Annotated in this window: 16 protein-coding genes; 11 read left to right on the top strand and 5 right to left on the bottom strand. The window is 72.7% G+C overall.

Translation table 11 applies throughout. The features are described from left to right. Nucleotides 1–55: 55 nt before the first annotated feature. From ACZ5ID_RS16295 to ACZ5ID_RS16275, 5 genes are all read left to right on the top strand, one after another. Complete coding sequence (locus ACZ5ID_RS16295; protein WP_468897843.1) at nucleotides 56–958, top strand: sugar phosphate isomerase/epimerase family protein; 903 nt, start codon at nucleotides 56–58, stop codon at nucleotides 956–958. Nucleotides 959–962: 4 nt separating this feature from the next. Next, nucleotides 963–1,982: a Gfo/Idh/MocA family protein gene (locus ACZ5ID_RS16290; RefSeq protein ID WP_468897841.1), complete on the top strand. Its 1,020-nt coding sequence runs from the start codon at nucleotides 963–965 to the stop codon at nucleotides 1,980–1,982. A gap of 349 nt (nucleotides 1,983–2,331) precedes the next feature. Further along, on the top strand, nucleotides 2,332–2,535 hold the full coding sequence (locus tag ACZ5ID_RS16285; RefSeq protein ID WP_468897839.1) for a helix-turn-helix transcriptional regulator: 204 nt from the start codon (nucleotides 2,332–2,334) through the stop codon (nucleotides 2,533–2,535). A gap of 132 nt (nucleotides 2,536–2,667) precedes the next feature. Next, the gene (locus ACZ5ID_RS16280; protein ID WP_468897837.1) at nucleotides 2,668–2,979 is read left to right on the top strand and encodes a heavy-metal-associated domain-containing protein; all 312 of its coding nucleotides are present in this window, start codon (nucleotides 2,668–2,670) and stop codon (nucleotides 2,977–2,979) included. Nucleotides 2,980–3,094: 115 nt separating this feature from the next. Next, the gene (locus ACZ5ID_RS16275; RefSeq protein ID WP_468897985.1) at nucleotides 3,095–5,368 is read left to right on the top strand and encodes a heavy metal translocating P-type ATPase; all 2,274 of its coding nucleotides are present in this window, start codon (nucleotides 3,095–3,097) and stop codon (nucleotides 5,366–5,368) included. Between the two features lie 413 nt (nucleotides 5,369–5,781). Here ACZ5ID_RS16275 and ACZ5ID_RS16270 read toward each other — a convergent pair whose 3' ends face one another. The 4 genes from ACZ5ID_RS16270 to ACZ5ID_RS16255 form a co-directional block, all read right to left on the bottom strand. Next, the gene (locus ACZ5ID_RS16270) at nucleotides 5,782–7,080 is read right to left on the bottom strand and encodes a citrate synthase (protein WP_101388377.1); all 1,299 of its coding nucleotides are present in this window, start codon (nucleotides 7,078–7,080) and stop codon (nucleotides 5,782–5,784) included. A gap of 167 nt (nucleotides 7,081–7,247) precedes the next feature. Next, a complete protein-coding gene (gene recD2 / locus ACZ5ID_RS16265) occupies nucleotides 7,248–9,476 on the bottom strand; it encodes an SF1B family DNA helicase RecD2 (RefSeq protein ID WP_468897834.1) in 2,229 nt (742 codons plus the stop codon). A gap of 354 nt (nucleotides 9,477–9,830) precedes the next feature. Continuing rightward, nucleotides 9,831–10,637, bottom strand: coding sequence for an SDR family NAD(P)-dependent oxidoreductase (locus ACZ5ID_RS16260; RefSeq protein ID WP_468897832.1), 807 nt, complete (start codon nucleotides 10,635–10,637; stop codon nucleotides 9,831–9,833). A 149-nt stretch (nucleotides 10,638–10,786) separates the two neighbouring features. Further along, nucleotides 10,787–11,854 (bottom strand): LacI family DNA-binding transcriptional regulator, encoded by a 1,068-nt coding sequence (locus ACZ5ID_RS16255; protein ID WP_468897830.1) that lies wholly within the window; start codon nucleotides 11,852–11,854, stop codon nucleotides 10,787–10,789. A 190-nt stretch (nucleotides 11,855–12,044) separates the two neighbouring features. Between ACZ5ID_RS16255 and ACZ5ID_RS16250 the strand changes: the two genes are divergently transcribed. The 6 genes from ACZ5ID_RS16250 (at nucleotide 12,045) to ACZ5ID_RS16225 (ending at nucleotide 18,656) form a co-directional block, all read left to right on the top strand. Beyond that, complete coding sequence (locus ACZ5ID_RS16250) at nucleotides 12,045–13,232, top strand: Gfo/Idh/MocA family protein (protein WP_468897828.1); 1,188 nt, start codon at nucleotides 12,045–12,047, stop codon at nucleotides 13,230–13,232. Then, the gene (locus ACZ5ID_RS16245) at nucleotides 13,229–14,383 is read left to right on the top strand and encodes a dihydrodipicolinate synthase family protein (protein ID WP_468897826.1); all 1,155 of its coding nucleotides are present in this window, start codon (nucleotides 13,229–13,231) and stop codon (nucleotides 14,381–14,383) included. Before ACZ5ID_RS16250 ends, ACZ5ID_RS16245 begins: the two co-directional genes overlap by 4 nt. Beyond that, complete coding sequence (locus ACZ5ID_RS16240; protein WP_468897824.1) at nucleotides 14,380–15,264, top strand: sugar phosphate isomerase/epimerase family protein; 885 nt, start codon at nucleotides 14,380–14,382, stop codon at nucleotides 15,262–15,264. Before ACZ5ID_RS16245 ends, ACZ5ID_RS16240 begins: the two co-directional genes overlap by 4 nt. After that, nucleotides 15,261–16,037, top strand: a complete 777-nt coding sequence (locus tag ACZ5ID_RS16235) for a sugar phosphate isomerase/epimerase family protein (protein WP_468897822.1) — start codon at nucleotides 15,261–15,263, stop codon at nucleotides 16,035–16,037. The genes ACZ5ID_RS16240 and ACZ5ID_RS16235 overlap by 4 nt, the downstream gene beginning before the upstream one ends. 150 nt (nucleotides 16,038–16,187) lie before the next feature. Further along, the gene (locus ACZ5ID_RS16230) at nucleotides 16,188–18,008 is read left to right on the top strand and encodes a glycoside hydrolase family 3 protein (RefSeq protein ID WP_468897820.1); all 1,821 of its coding nucleotides are present in this window, start codon (nucleotides 16,188–16,190) and stop codon (nucleotides 18,006–18,008) included. A gap of 60 nt (nucleotides 18,009–18,068) precedes the next feature. Then, nucleotides 18,069–18,656 (top strand): hypothetical protein, encoded by a 588-nt coding sequence (locus ACZ5ID_RS16225; protein ID WP_468897818.1) that lies wholly within the window; start codon nucleotides 18,069–18,071, stop codon nucleotides 18,654–18,656. Between the two features lie 9 nt (nucleotides 18,657–18,665). Here the strand turns inward: ACZ5ID_RS16225 and ACZ5ID_RS16220 are convergent, their stop codons facing one another. Continuing rightward, nucleotides 18,666–20,078: a S28 family serine protease gene (locus ACZ5ID_RS16220; protein WP_468897816.1), complete on the bottom strand. Its 1,413-nt coding sequence runs from the start codon at nucleotides 20,076–20,078 to the stop codon at nucleotides 18,666–18,668. Nucleotides 20,079–20,131: the final 53 nt, after the last annotated feature.

Below are 20,131 nucleotides of genomic sequence, written 5' to 3'. Positions count from 1 at the left end.
CTGACATTCGGACGTAGCCTTGACACCGTTCCGGCGCCCCCGGAAGGCTGCTCCCATGACGACGGCCAAGACTCGCATCCGGATCGGTTCGGCCCCCGACTCCTGGGGCGTCTGGTTTCCCGACGACCCCCGCCAGGTCCCGTGGACCCGCTTCCTCGACGAGGTCGCCGGGGCCGGATACGGATGGATCGAACTCGGACCGTACGGCTACCTCCCCACCGACCCGGCGCGCCTCGCCGACGAGACCGCGCGGCGCGGCCTGCGCGTCTCGGCCGGGACCGTCTTCACCGGGCTGCACCACGGCCCCGCGGTGTGGGACACCACCTGGGAGCACGTGGCGGACGTGGCGGAGCTGACCCGGGCCACCGGCGCCGGGCACCTGGTCCTCATCCCGGCGTTCTGGCGGGACGACAGGACCGGCGAGGTGCTGGAGAGCGCAACCCTCAGCGCCGCCCAGTGGCGCGACCTCGCCGGGCAGACCGAACGGCTCGCCCGCGAGGTGCGCGAGCGCTACGGACTGCGGATCGTGGTGCACCCGCACGCCGACACCCACATCGACAGCGAGGAGAACGTGGCCCGCTTCCTCGACGCCACCGACCCCGACCTGGTGAACCTGTGTCTGGACACCGGGCACTACGCCTACTGCGGCGGCGACAGCGTCAAGCTGATCGAGACGTACGGCGAGCGGATCGGCTACCTCCACCTCAAGCAGGTGGACCCGGACGTCTTGGCCCAGGTGCACGCCGAACGGCTGCCGTTCGGGCCCGCCGTCGCCCGGGGGGTGATGTGCGAGCCGCCCGCCGGGGTGCCCGCCCTCGAACCGGTCCTGGCCGCGGCCCAGGCGCTCGACGTGGACCTGTTCGCGATCGTGGAGCAGGACATGTACCCCTGCGACCCGGACCGTCCGCTGCCGATCGCCACGCGCACGCGCGCGTTCCTGCGCTCCTGCGGGGCGTGAGGCGATGGCCGCCGCACCGCTCGGGATCGCCGTCATCGGCACCGGGAAGATGGGCGCCGACCATGTGCGCCGCCTCACCACCGTGACCGGCGGGGCCCGGGTGGCCGCCGTCGCGGACATCGACGCCGAGCGCGCCAAGGAGGTGGCCGGCCCGGTCGAGGGCTGCACCGCCCACACCGACCCGGCCGCCGCGATGGCCGCGCCGGGCGTCGACGCGGTCCTGATCGCGTCCTCGGGCCCGGCCCACGAGTCCGCGCTCCTGGAGGCGTTCCGGCGCGGGCTGCCCGTGCTGTGCGAGAAGCCCCTCACACCCGACCCGGCCGGGGCCCTGCGGGTCCTGGAGGCCGAGACGCGGCTGGGACGGCGTCTGGCGCAGGTGGGGTTCATGCGCCGCTACGACGCCGAGTTCCTCCGCCTCAAGGCGCTGCTCGACGAGGGCGGCCTCGGGCGCCCGCTGTTTCTGCACTGCCGCCACCGCAACGCCTCCTCCCCCTCGTTCTTCACCACCGAGATGCTGATCCGCGACTCCGTGGTCCACGAGGTCGACGCGGCCCGCTGGCTGCTCGGCCAGGAACTCACCGCCGTCCAGGTGCTGCGCCCGCGCCCGTCCTCGTACGCGCCCGAGGACCTGGGCGACCCCCAGCTCGTGCTCTTCGAGACGGCCCGGGGCGCCGTCGTCGACGTCGAGATCTTCGTCAACTGCGGCTTCGGGTACGAGGTCCGCTGCGAGGCCGTGTGCGAACGCGGGGCCGCCTCCGTCGGCGACGGGACCGGCCCGGTGGTGCGCTCCGGCGGGCGCTGGGGAGGCGAGCTCCCGCAGGACTTCACGACCCGCTTCGCCGACGCGTACGACCGCGAGGTGCAGGCGTGGGTCGACGCCACCCGGCGGGGCCGCGTCGAGGGCCCCGGCGTCTGGGACGGCTATATGGCGGCCGTGGTCTGCGAGGCGGGCGTACGGGCCCAGCGCTCGGGCGCACGGGTGGCCGTGGAACCGGCACGGGAGCGGCCCGGGCTCTACGCGTAACGGGCGGGGCCTGACCGGGGGGACCTGACGGGCGGGACCTGACAGGCGGGACCTGACAGGCGGGACGTGGCGGGCGGGACGTGGCGGGCGGGGCCGGACCGGGCCATGGCAGGGGGCGCACCCTTGGCCATGAGCCCGTCCCATTCGCCACGCCCGTCACAACTACCCCTTTCCTGTCACAGATGTCTCCATTACGCGGGTCTTGCGTCACAGAGAGTCGACAGCCGCACTCCCGCCTTCACTCTCCGTCGTTCAACGGGCACAGGCTGAGTGATCGTCAACTGTCCGCGCCCAGCTCCCCCGACGGCCGCCAGACCGCCGCTGCGGCGCACGCAGGGAGGTGCCCACCATGACCGACCGACGGCTCTGGTCGTACAAGGAGATCGCCGCGCACATCCGCGTCCAGCCGGACACGGTCCGCTCGTACCGCAAGCACGGGCTGCTGCCCGCTCCGGACCTCGTCGAGAACGGCAAGCCCTTCTGGTACGCCGACACCATCCGCACCTGGGTCTCGCGCCGTCCCGGGAACCGTGGCCGCAAGGGCAACGACTGACTGGGAAGTCCGTACGCCGGGTATTGGATTTATACCCCCCAGGGGTATAACGTGGAGACCGTCAGCGGGTCCCGGCCTTCTCGTGACCCCCTGGTGCACCATGGAATCCGTACCCCCGAAGAGGAGAAGTCCATGACCGCCGAGACCGAAGCCGCCGCCGGCACCACCGGCTCCTGCTGCTCGCCCGCCGGCTCCTGCCACAGCGAGGGCCCGGCCGACGTCCAGGTCGGCTCCGTCACCACCGTCTACAAGGTCTCCGGCATGACCTGCGGGCACTGCGAGGGCGCGGTGTCGGGCGAGATCGGCGAGATCGCCGGCGTCGGCTCGGTGAAGGCCGTCGCCGCGACCGGCGAGGTGACCGTCGTCTCGGCGGCGCCGCTGGACGACGAGGCCGTGCGCGCGGCGGTCGACGAGGCCGGCTTCGAGCTGGTCGGCCGGGCCTGAGCGGCCCGCTCCCCCTCTTCCGGGCCGTACGACGAGCGCGTCCGCGCCGTACGGCCCGGTCTCTTTTTCAGGAGCCCACGTGGAAACGAACCTGCTCGAGCTGTCCATCGGCGGTATGACCTGCGCCTCGTGCGCGGCCCGTATCGAGAAGAAGCTGAACCGGATGGACGGGGTCGAGGCGAGCGTCAACTACGCGACGGAGAAGGCGAAGGTCGCCTTCGTCGACGGCGTCGAGGTGGCGGGTCTCGTCGCGACGGTCACCAAGATGGGGTACACCGCCGAATCACTGGCTCCGCCCCCGCCGGAGCCCCCGCCCCCCACCGGCGCCACCGGGCCCGCGCCGACGGGAGCCGGGACGGACGGGACGGAGCAGCCGCCCGCGCCCCGCGCCGACGCGCGGGCCGACGCGGCGGTCGCCGCCGAGAGCCGCGCCGCGCAGGCGCTCGCCGCACTGCGCGGGCGGCTCCAGGTCTCGGCCCTGCTCGCCGCGCCCGTCGTCCTGCTCGCCATGGTGCCCTCGCTCCAGTTCGACAACTGGCAGTGGCTGAGCCTCACCCTCGCCGCGCCCGTCGTCGTCTGGGGGGCGTTGCCCTTCCACCGGGCGGCCTGGGCCAATCTGCGCCACGGCTCGGCCACCATGGACACCCTCGTCTCCGTGGGCACCCTCGCCGCCTTCCTCTGGTCGCTGTGGGCGCTGTTCCTCGGTGACGCGGGAATGCCCGGGATGCGCCACGGCTTCGACGCCACCGTCAGCCGCGCCGACGGCGCCTCCACCATCTATCTGGAGGTCGCCGCCGGCGTCGTCACCTTCATCCTGCTGGGCCGCTATCTGGAGGCCCGCTCCAAGCGGAAGGCGGGCGCGGCCCTGCGGGCCCTGCTCGAACTCGGCGCCAAGGACGTGGCCGTGCTGCGCGGGGGCCGCGAAGTGCGCCTGCCGATCGGCGAGTTGCGGACCGGGGACCGGTTCGTGGTGCGGCCCGGCGAGACGGTCGCCACCGACGGCACGGTCGTGGAGGGCGCCTCCGCCGTGGACACGTCCATGCTGACCGGCGAATCCGTCCCGGTGGACGTGGGCGCGGGCGACGGTGTCACCGGCGCCACCGTCAACGTGGGCGGCCGGCTCGTCGTCGAGGCGACCAGGGTCGGCGCCGACACCCAGCTGGCCCGGATGGCCCGGCTCGTGGAGGACGCCCAGAACGGCAAGGCCGAGGTCCAGCGCCTCGCCGACCGCATCTCCGGCGTCTTCGTGCCGATCGTGCTGCTCATCTCGCTGGGCACCCTGGTGGGCTGGCTGCTGGCCACCGACGACATCACCGCGTCCTTCACCGCCGCCGTCGCGGTCCTGATCATCGCCTGCCCGTGCGCCCTGGGGCTCGCGACCCCGACCGCGCTCATGGTCGGCACCGGCCGGGGCGCCCAGCTCGGCATCCTCATCAAGGGCCCCGAGGTCCTGGAGTCCACCCGCCGCGTCGACACCGTCGTCCTCGACAAGACCGGCACGGTCACCACGGGCCGGATGACGCTGTACGACGTGTACGCGGCGGAGGGCACCGGCGACAAGGAACTCCTGCGGTACGCGGGCGCCCTGGAGCACGCCTCCGAACACCCCATCGCCCGGGCGATCGCGGAAGGCGCCGCCGACCAGGCGGGAGAGCTGCCCGTCCCCGAGTCGTTCCGCAACCTGCCCGGACGCGGGGTCGAGGGTGTGGTCGAGGGCCACACGGTCTTCGTGGGCCGGGGCGTGGAGCTGCCCGCCTCCCTCTCCGCCGCCAAGGAGGCCGCCGAGGCCGAGGGGCGTACGGCGGTCGTGGTGGCCTGGGACGGCGCCGCGCGGGGGGTGCTGACCGTCGCCGACGCGGTGAAGGAGACCAGCGCCGAGGCGGTGGCCATGCTGCGCGGCCTCGGACTGCGGCCGGTGCTGCTGACCGGGGACAACCGGGCGGTGGCCGAGGCGGTGGCGGCCCGGGTCGGGATCGCCGCCGAGGACGTCCACGCCGAGGTGCTGCCCGAGGAGAAGGTCGACGTGGTCAAACGGCTCCAGGCCGAGGGCCGTTCGGTGGCGATGGTGGGCGACGGCGTCAACGACGCGGCGGCGCTGGCCACCGCGGATCTGGGGCTCGCCATGGGCACCGGGACGGACGCGGCGATAGAGGCGTCCGACCTGACCCTCGTCCGGGGTGACCTGCGGGTCGCGGCCGACGCCATCCGGCTCTCCCGGCGGACCCTGTCGACCATCAAGGGCAACCTGTTCTGGGCCTTCGGCTACAACGTGGCCGCGGTTCCGCTCGCCGCGGCGGGCCTGCTGAACCCTATGATCGCGGGCGCGGCTATGGCGTTCTCCTCGGTCTTCGTGGTAACCAACAGCCTACGGTTGCGCTCCTTCACCTGATCTCCACAAAGAGAGCTAGATCACAGAGATTATGAGGTAACCATCGGACCGGTTCGGGAGTCTAAGTGGGCGATGCCGAGGATGTCTTGGGGGACGTCCATGGAATGTCTTGGGGGACGTTCCAGGCAGCGCGTTGGCCGGGGCACGTACCACGGGGAGCTTTGAGCGGCCCACCCGTGACGTACGTACCCCGGCAGACCGCCGGGCTCCCGGCCGGATCCCGTGGGGGGAATCCGCACCGGGTATAGGGGAAGCGCCCCGCCCGCCAACCCGTGGGGGGATTGGTGGGCGGGGCGCTTCTGTGTTTTTTTGGGGCTCGGTCCCGGAGGCTCCCAACCCCCTAGGGGCGCGGGGAACTGCGCGACCAGCCACGCACGGTCCGCAGCCGAAAACCCTTGCTCCTCGCGGAGCGACTAGCGGGCCTCGACCGGCACGAAGTCCCGAAGAACTTCACCCGTGTAGATCTGGCGCGGGCGGCCGATGCGGGAGCCGGGCTCCTTGATCATCTCGTGCCACTGGGCGATCCAGCCCGGCAGCCGGCCGAGCGCGAACAGCACCGTGAACATCTCGGTCGGGAAGCCCATCGCGCGGTAGATCAGACCCGTGTAGAAGTCCACGTTCGGGTACAGGTTGCGCGAGACGAAGTAGTCGTCGGAGAGCGCGTGCTCCTCCAGCTTCAGCGCGATGTCGAGCAGCTCGTCGGACTTGCCGAGGGCCGACAGGACGTCGTGCGCGGCAGCCTTGATGATCTTCGCGCGCGGGTCGAAGCTCTTGTAGACCCGGTGGCCGAAGCCCATCAGACGGACGCCGTCCTCCTTGTTCTTCACCTTGCGGATGAAGGAGTCGACATCGCCGCCGTTGGCCTGGATGCCTTCCAGCATCTCCAGGACCGACTGGTTGGCGCCGCCGTGCAGGGGGCCCCACAGCGCCGAGATGCCCGCCGAGATCGAGGCGAACATGTTGGCCTGCGACGAGCCGACCAGGCGGACCGTGGAGGTCGAACAGTTCTGCTCGTGGTCCGCGTGCAGGATGAGCAGCTTGTCGAGCGCCGAGACGACGACCGGGTCCAGCTCGTACTCCTGCGCCGGGACCGAGAACGTCATCCGCAGGAAGTTCTCGACGTAGCCGAGGTCGTTGCGCGGGTAGACGAACGGGTGACCGATCGACTTCTTGTACGCGTACGCCGCGATCGTCGGAAGCTTGGCGAGCAGGCGGATCGTCGAGAGGTGGCGCTGCTTCTCGTCGAACGGGTTGTGGCTGTCCTGGTAGAACGTCGACAGCGCGGAGACGACCGAGGACAGCATGGCCATCGGGTGGGCGTCGCGCGGGAAGCCGTCGAAGAAGCGCTTGACGTCCTCGTGCAGCAGCGTGTGCTGGGTGATCTCGCTCTTGAACGTCGACTGCTGGTCGACCGTCGGCAGCTCACCGTTGATGAGGAGGTACGCGACCTCCAGGAAGGTCGAGCGCTCGGCGAGCTGCTCGATCGGGTATCCGCGGTAGCGCAGGATGCCCTGTTCGCCGTCGAGGTAGGTGATGGCGGATTTATAGGCGGCAGTGTTGCCGTATCCGCTGTCCAGGGTCACGAGACCGGTCTGGGCCCGGAGCTTCCCGATGTCGAAGCCCTTGTCGCCGACGGTGCTGTCGATCACCGGGTAGGTGTACTCGCCATCGCCGAACCGCAGTACTACAGCGTTGTTAGCGTTCTCGCTCACGTCATCCCTCACCGACGTAGTGCCTCTTCTTCGAGGTGCCCTGACTGTCTCTACCATCCCCCATTTGGCTCAGCAGAGTGCACTCGGGGTCGCCCATTGGGCTTATTAGCGGCACTCAGTGCCGTCAACCTGCTCATCCTGCCCCCTTCGCCCCGGTTCTGGAAGCCCTAGGTGATGTTTCCCACCGAGGGCCCTCCTGACAGCCGATGAGCGAGTGCGGTAAAGCGTCTGCCTGCGGAAACCGTACGCACTGCCTGGCCGATCGCCTTGCGGGACCCCACCAGGACGACGAGTTTTCTGGCGCGGGTCACCGCCGTGTAGAGCAGGTTCCGCTGGAGCATCATCCACGCGCCCGTGGTGACGGGGATCACCACCGCCGGGTACTCGCTGCCCTGCGAGCGGTGGATCGTCACCGCGTAGGCATGGGCGAGCTCGTCCAGTTCGTCGAAGTCGTAACCCACCTCCTCGTCCTCGTCCGTCAGCACCGTCAGCCGCTGTTCGTCCAGGTCGAGCGCGGTCACCACGCCTACGGTGCCGTTGAAGACACCGTTCTTGCCCTTCTCGTAATTGTTCCGGATCTGGGTGACCTTGTCGCCCACCCGGAACACCCTTCCGCCGAACCGCTTCTCCGGCAGATCGGGGCGGCCCGGGGTGATGGCCTGCTGGAGGAGGCCGTTGAGGGTGCCCGCGCCGGCCGGGCCGCGGTGCATCGGGGCGAGCACCTGCACATCGCGCCGGGGGTCGAGGCCGAACTTGGCGGGGATGCGCCGCGCCGCCACGTCCACGGTGAGCCGTCCGGCGTCCTCGGTCTCCTCCTCCACGAAGTGGAAGAAGTCGCTCAGACCCTGGGTGAGCGGGGGGACCCCGGAGTTGATGCGGTGGGCGTTGGTGACCACACCGGACTGCTGGGCCTGGCGGAAGATCCTGGTCAGCCGCACGCGCGGGACCGGGCCGCCCTCGGCGAGCAGATCCCGGAGCACCTCGCCGGCGCCGACGGAGGGCAACTGGTCCACGTCCCCGACCATCAGCAGGTGCGCACCGGGGGCGACCGCCTTCACCAGTTTGTTGGCGAGCAGCAGGTCGAGCATCGAGGCCTCGTCGACCACGACGAGGTCGGCGTCGAGCGGGCGGTCCTTGTCGTAGGCCGCGTCGCCGCCCGGTTTCAGCTCCAGCAGGCGGTGGACCGTGGACGCCTCGGCGCCGGTGAGCTCGGCGAGCCGTTTGGCGGCACGGCCGGTGGGCGCGGCGAGGACCACCTTGGCCTTCTTGGCGCGGGCGAGCTCCACGACCGAGCGCACGGTGAAGGACTTGCCGCAGCCGGGGCCGCCGGTGAGCACCGCCACCTTGCTGGTCAGGGCGAGCCGGACGGCCTCCTGCTGCTCGGGGGCGAGCTCGGCACCGGTGCGTCCGGCGAGCCAGGACAGGGCGCGGTCCCAGTCCACGTCCTGGAAGCCGGGCATCCGGTCCTCGCCGGTGCGCAGCAGCCGGACGACCTGGGCGGCCAGGGAGAGCTCGGCGCGGTGGAAGGGGACGAGATAGACGGCGTTGACCCGCTCGGCCCCGCCCGGCGGTCCGGGCACCGACTCGCGGACGACGCCCTCCTCGGCCACCAGCTCGCCCAGGCACTCGATCACCAGTCCGGTGTCGACCTGGAGGAGCTTCACCGAGTCGGCGATCAACTGCTCCTCGGGCAGGAAGCAGTGGCCCTGGTCGGTGGACTGGGACAGGGCGTACTGCAGGCCGGCCTTGACGCGCTCCGGGCTGTCGTGCGGGATGCCGACGGCCTGGGCGATGCGGTCGGCGGTGAGGAAGCCGATGCCCCAGACGTCGGCGGCCAGCCGGTAGGGCTGGTTCTTCACCACGGAGATCGAGGCGTCCTCGTACTTCTTGTAGATGCGCACGGCGATGGAGGTGGAGACGCCGACGCCCTGGAGGAAGACCATCACTTCCTTGATGGCCTTCTGCTCCTCCCAGGCGGCGCCGATCAGCTTGGTGCGCTTGGGGCCGAGGCCCGGCACCTCCACCAGGCGCTCGGGCCGCTGTTCGATGATGTCGAGGGTGTCCGTGCCGAAGTGCTCGACGATGCGGTCGGCGATGCGGGGGCCGATGCCCTTGATCAGGCCGGAGCCGAGATAGCGCCGGATGCCCTGGATGGTGGCGGGCAGGACCGTCGTGTAGTTCTCCACGGTGAACTGCTTGCCGTACTGCGGGTGGGAGCCCCAGCGGCCCTCCATCCGCAGGGACTCGCCCGGCTGCGCGCCGAGCAGCGAGCCCACCACCGTGAGGAGGTCGCCACCGCCGCGCCCGGTGTCGACCCGGGCGACCGTGTAGCCGTTCTCCTCGTTGGCATAGGTGATCCGTTCCAGGACCCCTTCGAGCACCGCGAGATTGGACATGATCCGACGCTACCCGTGGCCTCGGACATCGCGGGACGCCTGTGGACAACTTCGGCCGCCGGGCCGGGGGTTCGGCGGGCGGGGGCCGGAGGTCGGGCGGGGGCCGGAGGTCGGGCGGGGGCCGGGAATTCAAGGGGGCCCGGTCCGTATGACCGGGCCCCTCGATCCTCCCCATTCCCTCCCCTGCCGATGTCCCCTCGGACCCCCCCCCCGGATCCCTCCCCCGGAACACCGACGCCAACTAAGACACCCGTCACGCCAGAAGGGTTGTACAACTGCGGGCAGTAATTTTTCCGGAATCCCTACGTGCCGACAAAAGGGGGCAACCAGGAAGGTTTTATCTGCGCCCGGTCCTCACGCCGCCTTGAGGTAGCCCCCGTCGACGACGAGGTCCGTCCCCGTCGTACTGCCCGACCTCGGGGAGGCCAGCAGGACCACCGCGTCGGCGATCTCCTGCGGGGTCACCAGGCGGCCGGTCGACACGTTCATCATCTGCGGGGCCAGACTGTCCATCACCGTGTCCCGGTCCGAACCCGCCATGGCCGCGATCACATCGGCCGCGCCGCCCTCCTCGGTCCACCACGCGGTCCGTACCGCCCCCGGCGAGACCGTGTTGAAGCGGACGCCCCGCGGGGCGTACTCCTCCGACAGGACCTTGGTGAGGTTGGTCAGGGCCGCCTTGGCCGCGCCGTACTCGGCGTTGCCGACCGAGGGCTGGCGGGCCAGGGCGGTGGAGACGGTGACGACGGCGCCGCCGCCGTCGGCGAGCAGGTGCGGCAGGGCGGCGCGGACCGTCCGTACCGCCGAGAACAGGTTGAACTCGAAGATCGCGGACCAGTCCGGGTCGTCCGCGTCCAGGAACGAGGTGCGCGGCAGGGACACGCCCGGCGGCGGGCCGCCCGCGTTGTTGACCAGGACGTCCAGCGCGCCGAACTCCTCGACGGTACGGGCCACCACACGCGCGGGGGCCGCGGGGTCCATGAGGTCGGCCGGTACGTGGACGAGCTCGGGGCGAGCCAGCTTCTCCAGCTCCGGGCTGGTGCGGCGAGAGACCGCGACCACCCGCGCGCCCTCGTCGAGCAGGGTGCTCACGACCGCGAGGCCGATGCCCTTCGAGGCGCCGGTGACGAGCGCGGTGCGGCCGGAAAGGTGCAGGTCCATGAGGGGTCTCCTAGGGTTGCGGCCCTGGCCCCGAAGGGGGCGAACCGAAGGCCGTGCCCACGATCCTGCGCCGCCGCGCCCCGGTCGGCTGGCGGGAATCCGGCAGCGAACTCCGCCCGGTCACGCCCCCGAACCGCCGCCGGCTCCCGCTACGCGCGCGTACGTCCCGTCGAGCCGCGGACCATCAGCTCCCCGTGCACGGTGGCGATCCCGCCCGGCGGCACCGGCTCCTTGCCCATGGCGAGCCGGCCCGCCCGCGCCCCCGCCTCGTACAGCGGCAGCCGTACGGTCGTCAGGGCCGGGACCGCGTCCGTGCTGAACGGGAGGTCGTCGAAGCCCGCCACCGAGACGTCGTCCGGGACGGACAGGCCCCGGTCCCTAAGGGCCGCGCAGGCGCCGAGCGCGACGGTGTCGTTGGCGGCCACGACGGCGGTCAACGCCGGGTCCCGGCGCAGGAGTTCGTTGGTGGCGTCGTAGCCGGAGCGGCGGTCGTACGAGCCGTGGACGAGCGGTCCCGGCGCCACGCCCGCGTCCGCCAGCGCCGCGAGGTGGCCCTCGACGCGGTGCCGGGTGGTGGTGCGCTCCTCGGGGCCCGCCACATAGCCGATGCGGCGGTGGCCCAGCGCGAGCAGATGCTCCGTCAGACGGCGGCTGCCGCCCCGGTTGTCGAAGGTGAGCGTCGCCGCGTCCGGCCCGGCGCTGCGCGGCTGCCCGCCGGGTCCGGAGAGCGCCAGCGGGGGCCGTCCGCACAGCACGATCCGCGCGCCCGCCTCCGCCAGCCGCCCCAGCTTGGCCGCGACCGCCGCCGCGTGCCCGGGGTCCTCCAGGGCGCCGCCGGTGAGGATGACCGCCGCCGCGCGCTGGCGCTGGAGCAGGGTGAGGTAGGTGAGTTCGCGCTCCGGCGAGCCGCCGGTGTTGCAGACCACCGCGAGCTTCTCGCGGGCCCCGGGGCCGCCGCCGATCTCGGACTGGGCGGCGCCCGCCATGATCCCGAAGAAGGGGTCGGCGATGTCGTTGACGAGTATGCCGACCAGGTCGGAGGTGGCGGCGGCGAGGGAGCTGGCGGGCCCGTTCAGGACGTAGTCCAGTTCGTCCACGGCCCGCAGCACCCGTTCCCGGGTGGCCGCGGCGACCGGGTAGTTGCCGTTGAGCACCCGCGAGACGGTCGCCGGGGACACCCGGGCGCGCGCCGCCACATCCGCCAGGGTCGCTGTCATCTCTGCCTCCGGGCACGTCTCGTGGGCACTTGGGGTGGACCGCCGCGCGCCTCTTGTCGGCGGCGCTGTGCGCAGGCTAGCGTCCCCCTCGATAGAAAGCGCTTGCTACGCCTGTTACCAGTAGATCGCCGCTGGATCACCGAGTCCCGCCGCCCGGCGGACGGGGCTGATGGGACGAAGGGGACTTCAGATGACACCGACGTCTGCGCTGCCGGCGCCACCGGCGTCCGCGCGCCGGACCGTGCGGATCGCCATGAACGGCGTCACCGGCCGCATGGGCTACCGCCAGCACCTCGTCCGCTCCCTGCTCGCCCTGCGCGAGCAGGGTGGCCTCGACCTCGGCGACGGCACGGTCCTGTGGCCCGAACCGGTCCTGGTGGGCCGCCGCGAGTCCGCGCTGCGGGACATCGCCGTACGCCACGGCCTCGCCCACTGGTCCACGGACCTGGACGCCGTGCTCGCCGACGACTCCGTGGAGATCTACTTCGACGCCCAGGTCACCTCCGCCCGCGAGGAGGCCCTCACCAGGGCCATCGCCGCGGGCAAGCACGTCTACACCGAGAAGCCCACCTCGACGGGCCTGGCCGGCGCCCTGGAGCTGGCCAGGCTCGCCCGGGACGCCGGGATCAAGCACGGCGTCGTCCAGGACAAGCTGTTCCTGCCGGGCCTGCTGAAACTCAAACGGCTCGTCGACGGCGGCTTCTTCGGGCGGATCCTGTCGGTGCGCGGCGAGTTCGGCTACTGGGTCTTCGAGGGCGACTGGCAGGAGGCCCAGCGCCCGTCGTGGAACTACCGCGCGCAGGACGGCGGCGGCATCGTCGTCGACATGTTCCCGCACTGGGAGTACGTCCTGCACGAGCTCTTCGGCCGCGTCACCTCCGTACAGGCGCTGGCGACCACCCACATCCCGCAGCGCTGGGACGAGGGCGGCAAGCCGTACGACGCCACGGCCGACGACGCCGCGTACGGGATCTTCCAACTGGAGGGCGGCGCGGTCGCCCAGATCAACTCCTCCTGGGCGGTCCGGGTACACCGTGACGAGCTCGTCGAGTTCCAGGTGGACGGCACCGAGGGCTCGGCGGTGGCGGGGCTGCGCACCTGCCGCGTCCAGCACCGCGCGGCCACCCCCAAGCCGGTGTGGAACCCGGACCTGCCCGCCGGCGAGGAGTTCCGCGAGCAGTGGCAGCCGGTGCCGGACAACGCCGGGTTCGACAACGGGTTCAAGGCGCAGTGGGAGCTGTTCCTGCGCCATGTCGCGCTCGACACCCCCTACCGCTGGGACCTGCTGGCGGGCGCGCGCGGGGTGCAGCTCGCCGAGCTGGGGCTGCGGTCCTCGGCCGAGGGCCGCCGCGTCGAGGTGCCGGAGATCGCGCTGTGAGCCTGCTGCTGCCGCGCGCGGACGGGACGCTCGTACGGTACGAGCCGCGCCCGGACCCTGCCCCCGTCGCCCCGGGCGGCCCCCCGCTGTCCCGTACGGTCTTCTCGGCCGCGCACGTCGTCGCCGACCCGTGTGCCGAGGCCGGGCCCGAGGGCCCCGCCGCCCTCGACTGGGAGGGCACGCTCGCCTTCCGCCGCCATCTGTGGTCGCACGGCCTCGCCGTCGCGGAGGCGATGGACACCGCCCAGCGCGGGATGGGCCTGGACTGGCCCTCGGCCGCCGAGCTGATCCGGCGTTCGGCCGCCGAGGCGAGGGCCGTCGGCGGGCGGATCGCCTGCGGGGCGGGTACCGACCAGCTGGTGCGGGCGGCCTCGCTCGCCGAGGTGACGGCCGCGTACGAGGAGCAGCTCGCCGTCGTCGAGGGCGCCGGCGCGCAGGCGATCCTGATGGCCTCGCGCGCGCTGGCGGCGGTGGCGCGCGGCCCGCAGGACTACCGGGCCGTGTACGGGCGGCTGCTGGAGCAGACCGGACGGCCGGTGATCCTGCACTGGCTTGGCCCGATGTTCGACCCGGCGCTGGCCGGCTACTGGGGCTCGACCGACCTCGACGCGGCCACCGAGACGTTCCTGGGGATCGTCGCGGCGCACGCGGGGAAGATCGACGGGGTGAAGGTGTCGCTGCTCGACGCCGACCGCGAGGTCCGGCTGCGACGGCGGCTGCCGGACGGTGTGAAGTGCTACACCGGGGACGACTTCCACTACCCCGAGCTGATCGAGGGCGACGAACAGGGCTTCAGCCACGCCCTGTTGGGGATCTTCGACCCGCTGGGTCCGCTCGCGGCGGACGCGGTACGGGCGCTGGACGCGGCCGATCCGGCGGGCTTCCGCAAGCGCCTGGACCCGACGGTCGGGCTCGCCCGCCATCTCTTCGGGGCACCGACCCGCTTCTACAAGACCGGAGTGGTCCTGCTCGCGTGGCTCGCGGGCCACCAGGACCACTTCGCCATGGTCGGCGGCCTCCAGTCGGCCCGCCCGCTGCCGCATCTGGCACGGGCCTACGAACTGGCCGACGGCCTCGGCCTGTTCCCCGACCCGGAGGCCGCCGCCGCCCGGATGCGCGCCCTGCTCACGGTCTATGGAGTCACCTCATGAGCCCCGCTACCCTCTCCCGCCTCAGCATCAACCAGATGACCGTGAAGCAGCTCCCGCTGCCCGATCTGGTCCGCGCCTGCGCCGACGCGGGCGTGCCGGGGGTCGGGCTGTGGCGCGAACCCGTGCGGGCGTACGGCGTCGAGGCCGCCGCGCGGCTGGTGCGGGACGCCGGGCTGAGCGTCACCACGCTGTGCCGGGGCGGTTTCTTCACGGCGGACGAGCCGCACGCGCGCGCGAGGGCCCTGGACGACAACCGGGCGGCGCTCGACGAGGCGGCGGCGCTCGGCACCGACACCCTGGTGCTGGTCTCCGGCGGGCTGCCCGGGGGCAGCCGGGACCTGGCCGGTGCGCGCGAGCGGGTCGCGGACGCGCTGGCCGAGCTCGGTCCTTACGCGCGCGCCCGGGGCGTACGCCTGGCGATCGAGCCGCTGCACCCCATGTACGCCTCGGACCGCTGTGTCGTCTCCACCCTCGGCCAGGCCCTGGAGCTCGCGGAGCGCTTCCCGGCGCGGGAGGTGGGGGTGGTCGTGGACACGTACCACGTCTGGTGGGACGACCTGGCTCCGGCGGCGGTGGCCCGCGCCGGTGCGGCGGGCCGCATCCACTCCTTCCAGCTGGCCGACTGGGTCACCCCGTTGCCCGCCGGGGTCCTGACCGGGCGCGGCCCCCTCGGGGACGGGGCGATCGACCTGGTGGCGTGGTACGACCGGGTGGAGGCGGCGGGCTACACGGGCCCGGTGGAGGTCGAGTTGTTCAACGAGGAGCTGTGGGGCCGGGACGGGACGGCGGTGCTGAAGGAGACGGTGGAGCGGTTCACGGCGGTGCTGGGCGGGGCCCCGGCCGCGCCCCTCGGTGCGCGGCCCGGCCGGACGGACCGGTGAGCGGGCGGACGCGGTACGCGTTCTCCACGCTCGGGGTGCCGGGTCTGCCGGTCGCCGAGGTGGTGCGCCTCGCCGTCGCGCACGGCTACGACGGCGTGGAGCTGCGCGCCCATCCGGAGGAGCCGGTCCACCCCGGCCTCGGCGCCCGCCAACGGGCGCGGGTGGCCGCCGAGTTCGCGGCGCACGGCGTGAGCGTCCTCGCCGTCGCCGGCTACGCGCGCGTGGCCGACCCCGACGACCCCGAGCCGGTCGACGCGCTGGTGGACCTCGCGCACGACCTCGGCGCCCCCTATGTGCGGGTCTTTCCCGGGGGCCGGGGCGGTCCGGACGACGACGGGATCGCGGTGCGGCGGCTGCGCCGGGTGTGCGCGCTCGCCGCCGAGCGGGGCGTGCGCGTGCTGCTGGAGACCCATGACTCGCACCGCACGGGCGCGGCCGTCGCCCGCGTCCTGGACCGGGTGGGCTCGCCCTCGGCCGGCGCCCTGTGGGACGTGATGCACACCTGGCTCGGCGGCGAGAGCCCCGCCCAGTCGTACGCGGCGCTCGCCCCGCACCTGGGGTACGTCCAGGTCAAGGACATCGCCTCGGCCGAGGACACCGCCCCGCTGCCGCTGGGGGCCGGGGTACTGCCGCTGGCGGACGCGCTGGCGGCGCTGGGCGCCGGGGGCTGGCTGTGCTGGGAGTACGAGAAGCGCTGGTACCCGGAGGCGGCCGGGCTGGCGGGGCTGCTGACGGCCGGCCGGGAGCGGCTCGCCGCCCTGGCCCGCCCCTGACCGTCCCGGGGCCGCTCCGGTGACGGGCCGCCTCCCGCGCGTTCCCGCCCGGATTCCGGGCCGGGCGGTGCGCGCCCCCTTGACCGGCAATAACTTTCCGGTTATCGGTTCGGTCTGGAAGTTTCTTCCAGACCTAGGGATGGAGTGCCCGTGTCGTACCGCACCTCCAGACGCACCCTTCTCACCACCGCCGCCGCGACGGCCGCCGCGGCTGCCGTGGGGCCCGCGCTCCCCGCGTACGCCGAGACGCCGCGCGCCCCCGCCGCCCGGCTGCGCCGGCTCCTCGCCCGGATGTCCCTGGCGGAGAAGGTCGGCCAGCTCTTCGTGATGCGGGTGTACGGACACTCCGCGACCGCGCCCGACCAGGCCGACATCGACGCCAACCTGCGCGAGCTGGGCGTGCGCACCGCCGCGGAGCTGATCGCCAAGTACCACGTCGGCGGCATCATCTACTTCGCCTGGGCGCACAACACCCGCGACCCGCACCAGATCGCCGACCTCTCCAACGGCATCCAGCGGGCGGGCCTGTCCCAGCCCACGCCCGTACCGCTGCTCATCGCCACCGACCAGGAGCACGGCATCGTGTGCCGGGTCGGCTACCCCGCCACGCTCTTCCCGGGCGCGATGGCGCTCGGCGCCGGGGGGTCGGCGCGCGACGCGCGCACGCTCGGGCGCGTCGCCGGGGCCGAGCTGCGCGCACTGGGTATCCGGCAGAACTACTCCCCCGACGCCGATGTGAACGTCAACCCGGCCAACCCCGTCATCGGGGTGCGCTCCTTCGGCGCCGACCCGGCGGCGGTGGCCCGTATGGTCGCCGCCGAGGTGCGCGGCTACCAGGAGGCGGGGGTCGCGGCGACCGCCAAGCACTTCCCCGGGCACGGCGACACCACGGTCGACAGCCACACCGGCATCCCGGTGATCACCCACACCCGGCGGCAGTGGGAGGAGCTGGACGCGCCGCCGTTCCGGGCCGCCGTGGCCGCCGGGATCGACTCGATCATGACCGCGCACATCCAGTTCCCGGCGCTCGACGCGACCGACGACCCGGCGACGCTGTCACGTCCGATCCTCACCGGCATCCTGCGCGAGGAGCTCGGCTACCGCGGGGTCATCGTCACCGACTCGCTGGGCATGCAGGGCGTCCGGGACAAGTACGGCGACGACCGGGTCCCGGTGCTCGCCCTGAAGGCCGGGGCCGACCAGCTGCTCAACCCGCCGGACCTCGCGGTGGCGTGGAACGGTGTGATGGCGGCGGTCACCAGCGGCGAGATCAGCGAGGCCCGGCTCGACGAATCGATCCTGCGGGTGCTGGAACTCAAGGAGCGCCGGGGGCTGTTCAGCCATCCGTACGTCTCCCAGGAGGCCGTGGACCGGGTGGTGGGCACCCGGCCGCACCGCGCCGCCGCCGACGCGGTGGCCGAGCGCACCACGACCCTGCTCGTCAACACGGGCGAACTGCTCCCGCTCTCCCGGCGGCGCCATCGCTCCGTCCTGGTCGTCGGCGCGGACCCGGCCTCCCCCTCCGGGACGACCGGGCCCCCGACGGCCGTCCTGGCCGAGGCGCTGACCGGGCTCGGCTTCACCGCGAGCGCCCTGCCGACCGGCACCCTGCCCTCGCAGGCGCAGATCGACGCGGCGGTGGCCGCCGCGCGCGGCAGGGACGTGGTGGTCGTGGGCACGTACAACGCGGGAGCGGGTGGGGCGCAGGCCCGGCTGGTGGCGGCGCTCGGCGCGAGCGGTGTGCCGGTGGTGCACCTCGCGATCCGCAACCCCTACGACATCGCGCACCTCAGCGGGTACACCGCCTCGCTCGCCACCTACTCCTGGACCGACGTCGAACTGCGCGCCGCGGTACGGGTCATGGCGGGCCGGGCCGAGCCCCTCGGGCGGCTGCCGGTGGCGGTGCCGCGCGGGGACGATCCGGACCGGGTGCTGTACCCGATCGGCTACGGGCTGTCGTACCGGAGATAACCCCCGGGCCCTCTGGCGTGTTCTCGGCGTGACACGTCACGCTGGAGCGGGGGGTCGGACATGTACGAGTACGGTGCCACAAGACTGGTTCGGGCCGTTTCGGCCGTTTTCTGGGCCGGGACGCTGCTGCTGACGGGCTGTCGGCAGGACCCGGGCGACGCGGCCGTCCCCGCCTCTTCCGTGCCGCCGTCCTACGGCGCCACCTTCCTCGGGGCCGGGGACTGCGCGGCACGCGGGCGGACGTTCCGCGAGGTGCCGTGCACCAGCGAGCGGGCGGTGGCCCGGGTCCTGGCGCGCCGGGAGGGGACGCGGGCGGCCGGGGCGGCGGGCTGCCCGGCGGACACGGACTTCGTGCTGTACATCGGGGGTGAGGGTGCCTCCGGCTACGCCTGTATGCGCAACCTGGAGGCGCCCCACCCGGGCGACCCGGGCATGGGCGGCGGCCCCTACACCGTGGTGGGCGACTGCGTGTACCACGCGGGGCCGGACCTGGTGAAGGAGACGCCGTGCGACGGGTCCGGCGCCCATCCCGCCGAGTTCGAGGTCACCTCGGCGGTGCCGCGCCGCCCCGACTGCCCCGCCTCCACGGCGCTCTATGTGCAGCTGCCGGGGGGCGGGGACAGGGTGGGGTGCGCGCGGCGGCTGTGAGCCGTGGTGCTACGGCCGCAGCGTCGGCTCCCGCTCGACGGACGGGCGGTCGAGCCGCGCGTCGAAGGACGCCAGCGGCCTGGCCTGGGCCGCGGTCGCCGCCGGCACACCCGCCCAGCGCAGGATCGCCGAGGTCGCCGTCGACTTCTCCCCGGCCGCGAGACCCGCGACCTTGGAGCCGTGGTTGCCGCCCGCGACCGTGAACACGTACGAGTCGCGCGCCCCGCGCCCGAGACGGAAGCGCTCCGCGCCCCACGGGTCGTTCTGGCCGTACACGTACAGCATGTGGTCGGCGTGGTGGCGCACCCAGGTGTCCACGTGGGCCATCGCCGACGGCTGGAAGCGCATCGGGATGGAGCGCGGGACGAAGTGGCGCGGCGGCTGGTAGCCGTAGCGGCTCAGACCGCGCAGCCAGGGCTGCTCGATGGTGGGCGAGCCCAGCTGGGTGCCGGCCTGGTAGTAGTACGGCGTGTACGGCTCCAGGCCCTGGTCGGTGTAGAAGGAGAACCCGGAGATCGTGTCGACCGTGTCCCAGATCGCCTGGTCGGTCGCGTGCGGCGCGTCCGCGGGGATGGTGGCGCAGTCCGACAGCAGGCTGTACTGCCAGAACGCCCACACGTAGTCGAGCACGACCGCCTCGTACGACTTGTCGAGGGAGCCGGTGGTGGTGAACGTGTAGCCGTGGGCCTTGGCGTACTCGGCGTACTTGGCCTCCAGCGGCTTGCGGCGCACCAGCGCCTCGCGCTGCACGGCCTGGAGCCTGTCGCGGCACTCCTTGGTGCCGACCGTCTTGAAGAAGCGGTCGTACGCGGAGTCCTCGTCGTTGACGACGTCGTTGGGCGCGACGTACGCCACCACGCCGTCCATGTCGCGGGGGTAGAAGCGCTTGTAGTAGGTCGCCGTCATGCCGCCCTTGGAGCCGCCCGTGGTCAGCCAGTTCTTGCCGTAGAGGGGCTTGAGGGCCTGGAAGACGCGGTGCTGGTCGCTGGCCGCCTGCCAGATGTCCAGCTTGCTCCAGTCCGCGGGCGCGGGCCGGGACGGGGTGAAGTAGCGGTACTCGACCGAGACCTGGTTGCCGTCCACGATCTGGGTCGGCTCGCTGCGGCTGGGGTTGGTCGAGACGCTGTAGCCGCTGGTGTACATGACGGTCGGGCGGCTGGTGTCCTTGTGCAGCAGGGTGATCCGCTGCTGGAAGGTGCCCGCCTTCGGATGGTGGTGGTCCACGGGCTGGGTGAAGTTGAGGACGAAGTAGCGGTAGCCCGCGTAGGGCTTCTCCTCGATGAGGCTCACCCCGGGTATCGCCAGGATGCGGTCCTTGATGTCCGGCTCGGCGGCGGTGGCCGCCCCTGCCGTGGCTCCCGCCACGCTCACCGTGCCTATGAGCACGACGAGTGAAAGAAGCCATCTGAGCGTCTTGCGCATGCACTCTCCCCTGGGGTCACGACGTGACGTGATCGTCGTGAACCTAGCGGGGG

Source organism: Streptomyces sp. NPDC031670, from assembly GCF_055580545.1.
Note: the sequence above shows the minus strand (reverse complement) of the source record. Positions and strands in the feature narration are given on the sequence as shown.

Bases quoted from the DNA above. Each gene is read 5' to 3' on its own strand.
- ACZ5ID_RS16240 (WP_468897824.1), top strand. From the start codon at position 14,380: ATGAGCCCCGCTACCCTCTCCCGCCTCAGCATCAACCAGATGACCGTG.
- ACZ5ID_RS16250 (WP_468897828.1), top strand. From the start codon at position 12,045: ATGACACCGACGTCTGCGCTGCCGGCGCCACCGGCGTCCGCGCGCCGG.
- ACZ5ID_RS16295 (WP_468897843.1), top strand. From the start codon at position 56: ATGACGACGGCCAAGACTCGCATCCGGATCGGTTCGGCCCCCGACTCC.
- recD2 (WP_468897834.1), bottom strand. From the start codon at position 9,476: ATGTCCAATCTCGCGGTGCTCGAAGGGGTCCTGGAACGGATCACCTAT.
- ACZ5ID_RS16260 (WP_468897832.1), bottom strand. From the start codon at position 10,637: ATGGACCTGCACCTTTCCGGCCGCACCGCGCTCGTCACCGGCGCCTCG.
- ACZ5ID_RS16275 (WP_468897985.1), top strand. From the start codon at position 3,095: ATGACCTGCGCCTCGTGCGCGGCCCGTATCGAGAAGAAGCTGAACCGG.
- ACZ5ID_RS16285 (WP_468897839.1), top strand. From the start codon at position 2,332: ATGACCGACCGACGGCTCTGGTCGTACAAGGAGATCGCCGCGCACATC.
- ACZ5ID_RS16225 (WP_468897818.1), top strand. From the start codon at position 18,069: ATGTACGAGTACGGTGCCACAAGACTGGTTCGGGCCGTTTCGGCCGTT.
- ACZ5ID_RS16280 (WP_468897837.1), top strand. From the start codon at position 2,668: ATGACCGCCGAGACCGAAGCCGCCGCCGGCACCACCGGCTCCTGCTGC.
- ACZ5ID_RS16255 (WP_468897830.1), bottom strand. From the start codon at position 11,854: ATGACAGCGACCCTGGCGGATGTGGCGGCGCGCGCCCGGGTGTCCCCG.
- ACZ5ID_RS16220 (WP_468897816.1), bottom strand. From the start codon at position 20,078: ATGCGCAAGACGCTCAGATGGCTTCTTTCACTCGTCGTGCTCATAGGC.
- ACZ5ID_RS16290 (WP_468897841.1), top strand. From the start codon at position 963: ATGGCCGCCGCACCGCTCGGGATCGCCGTCATCGGCACCGGGAAGATG.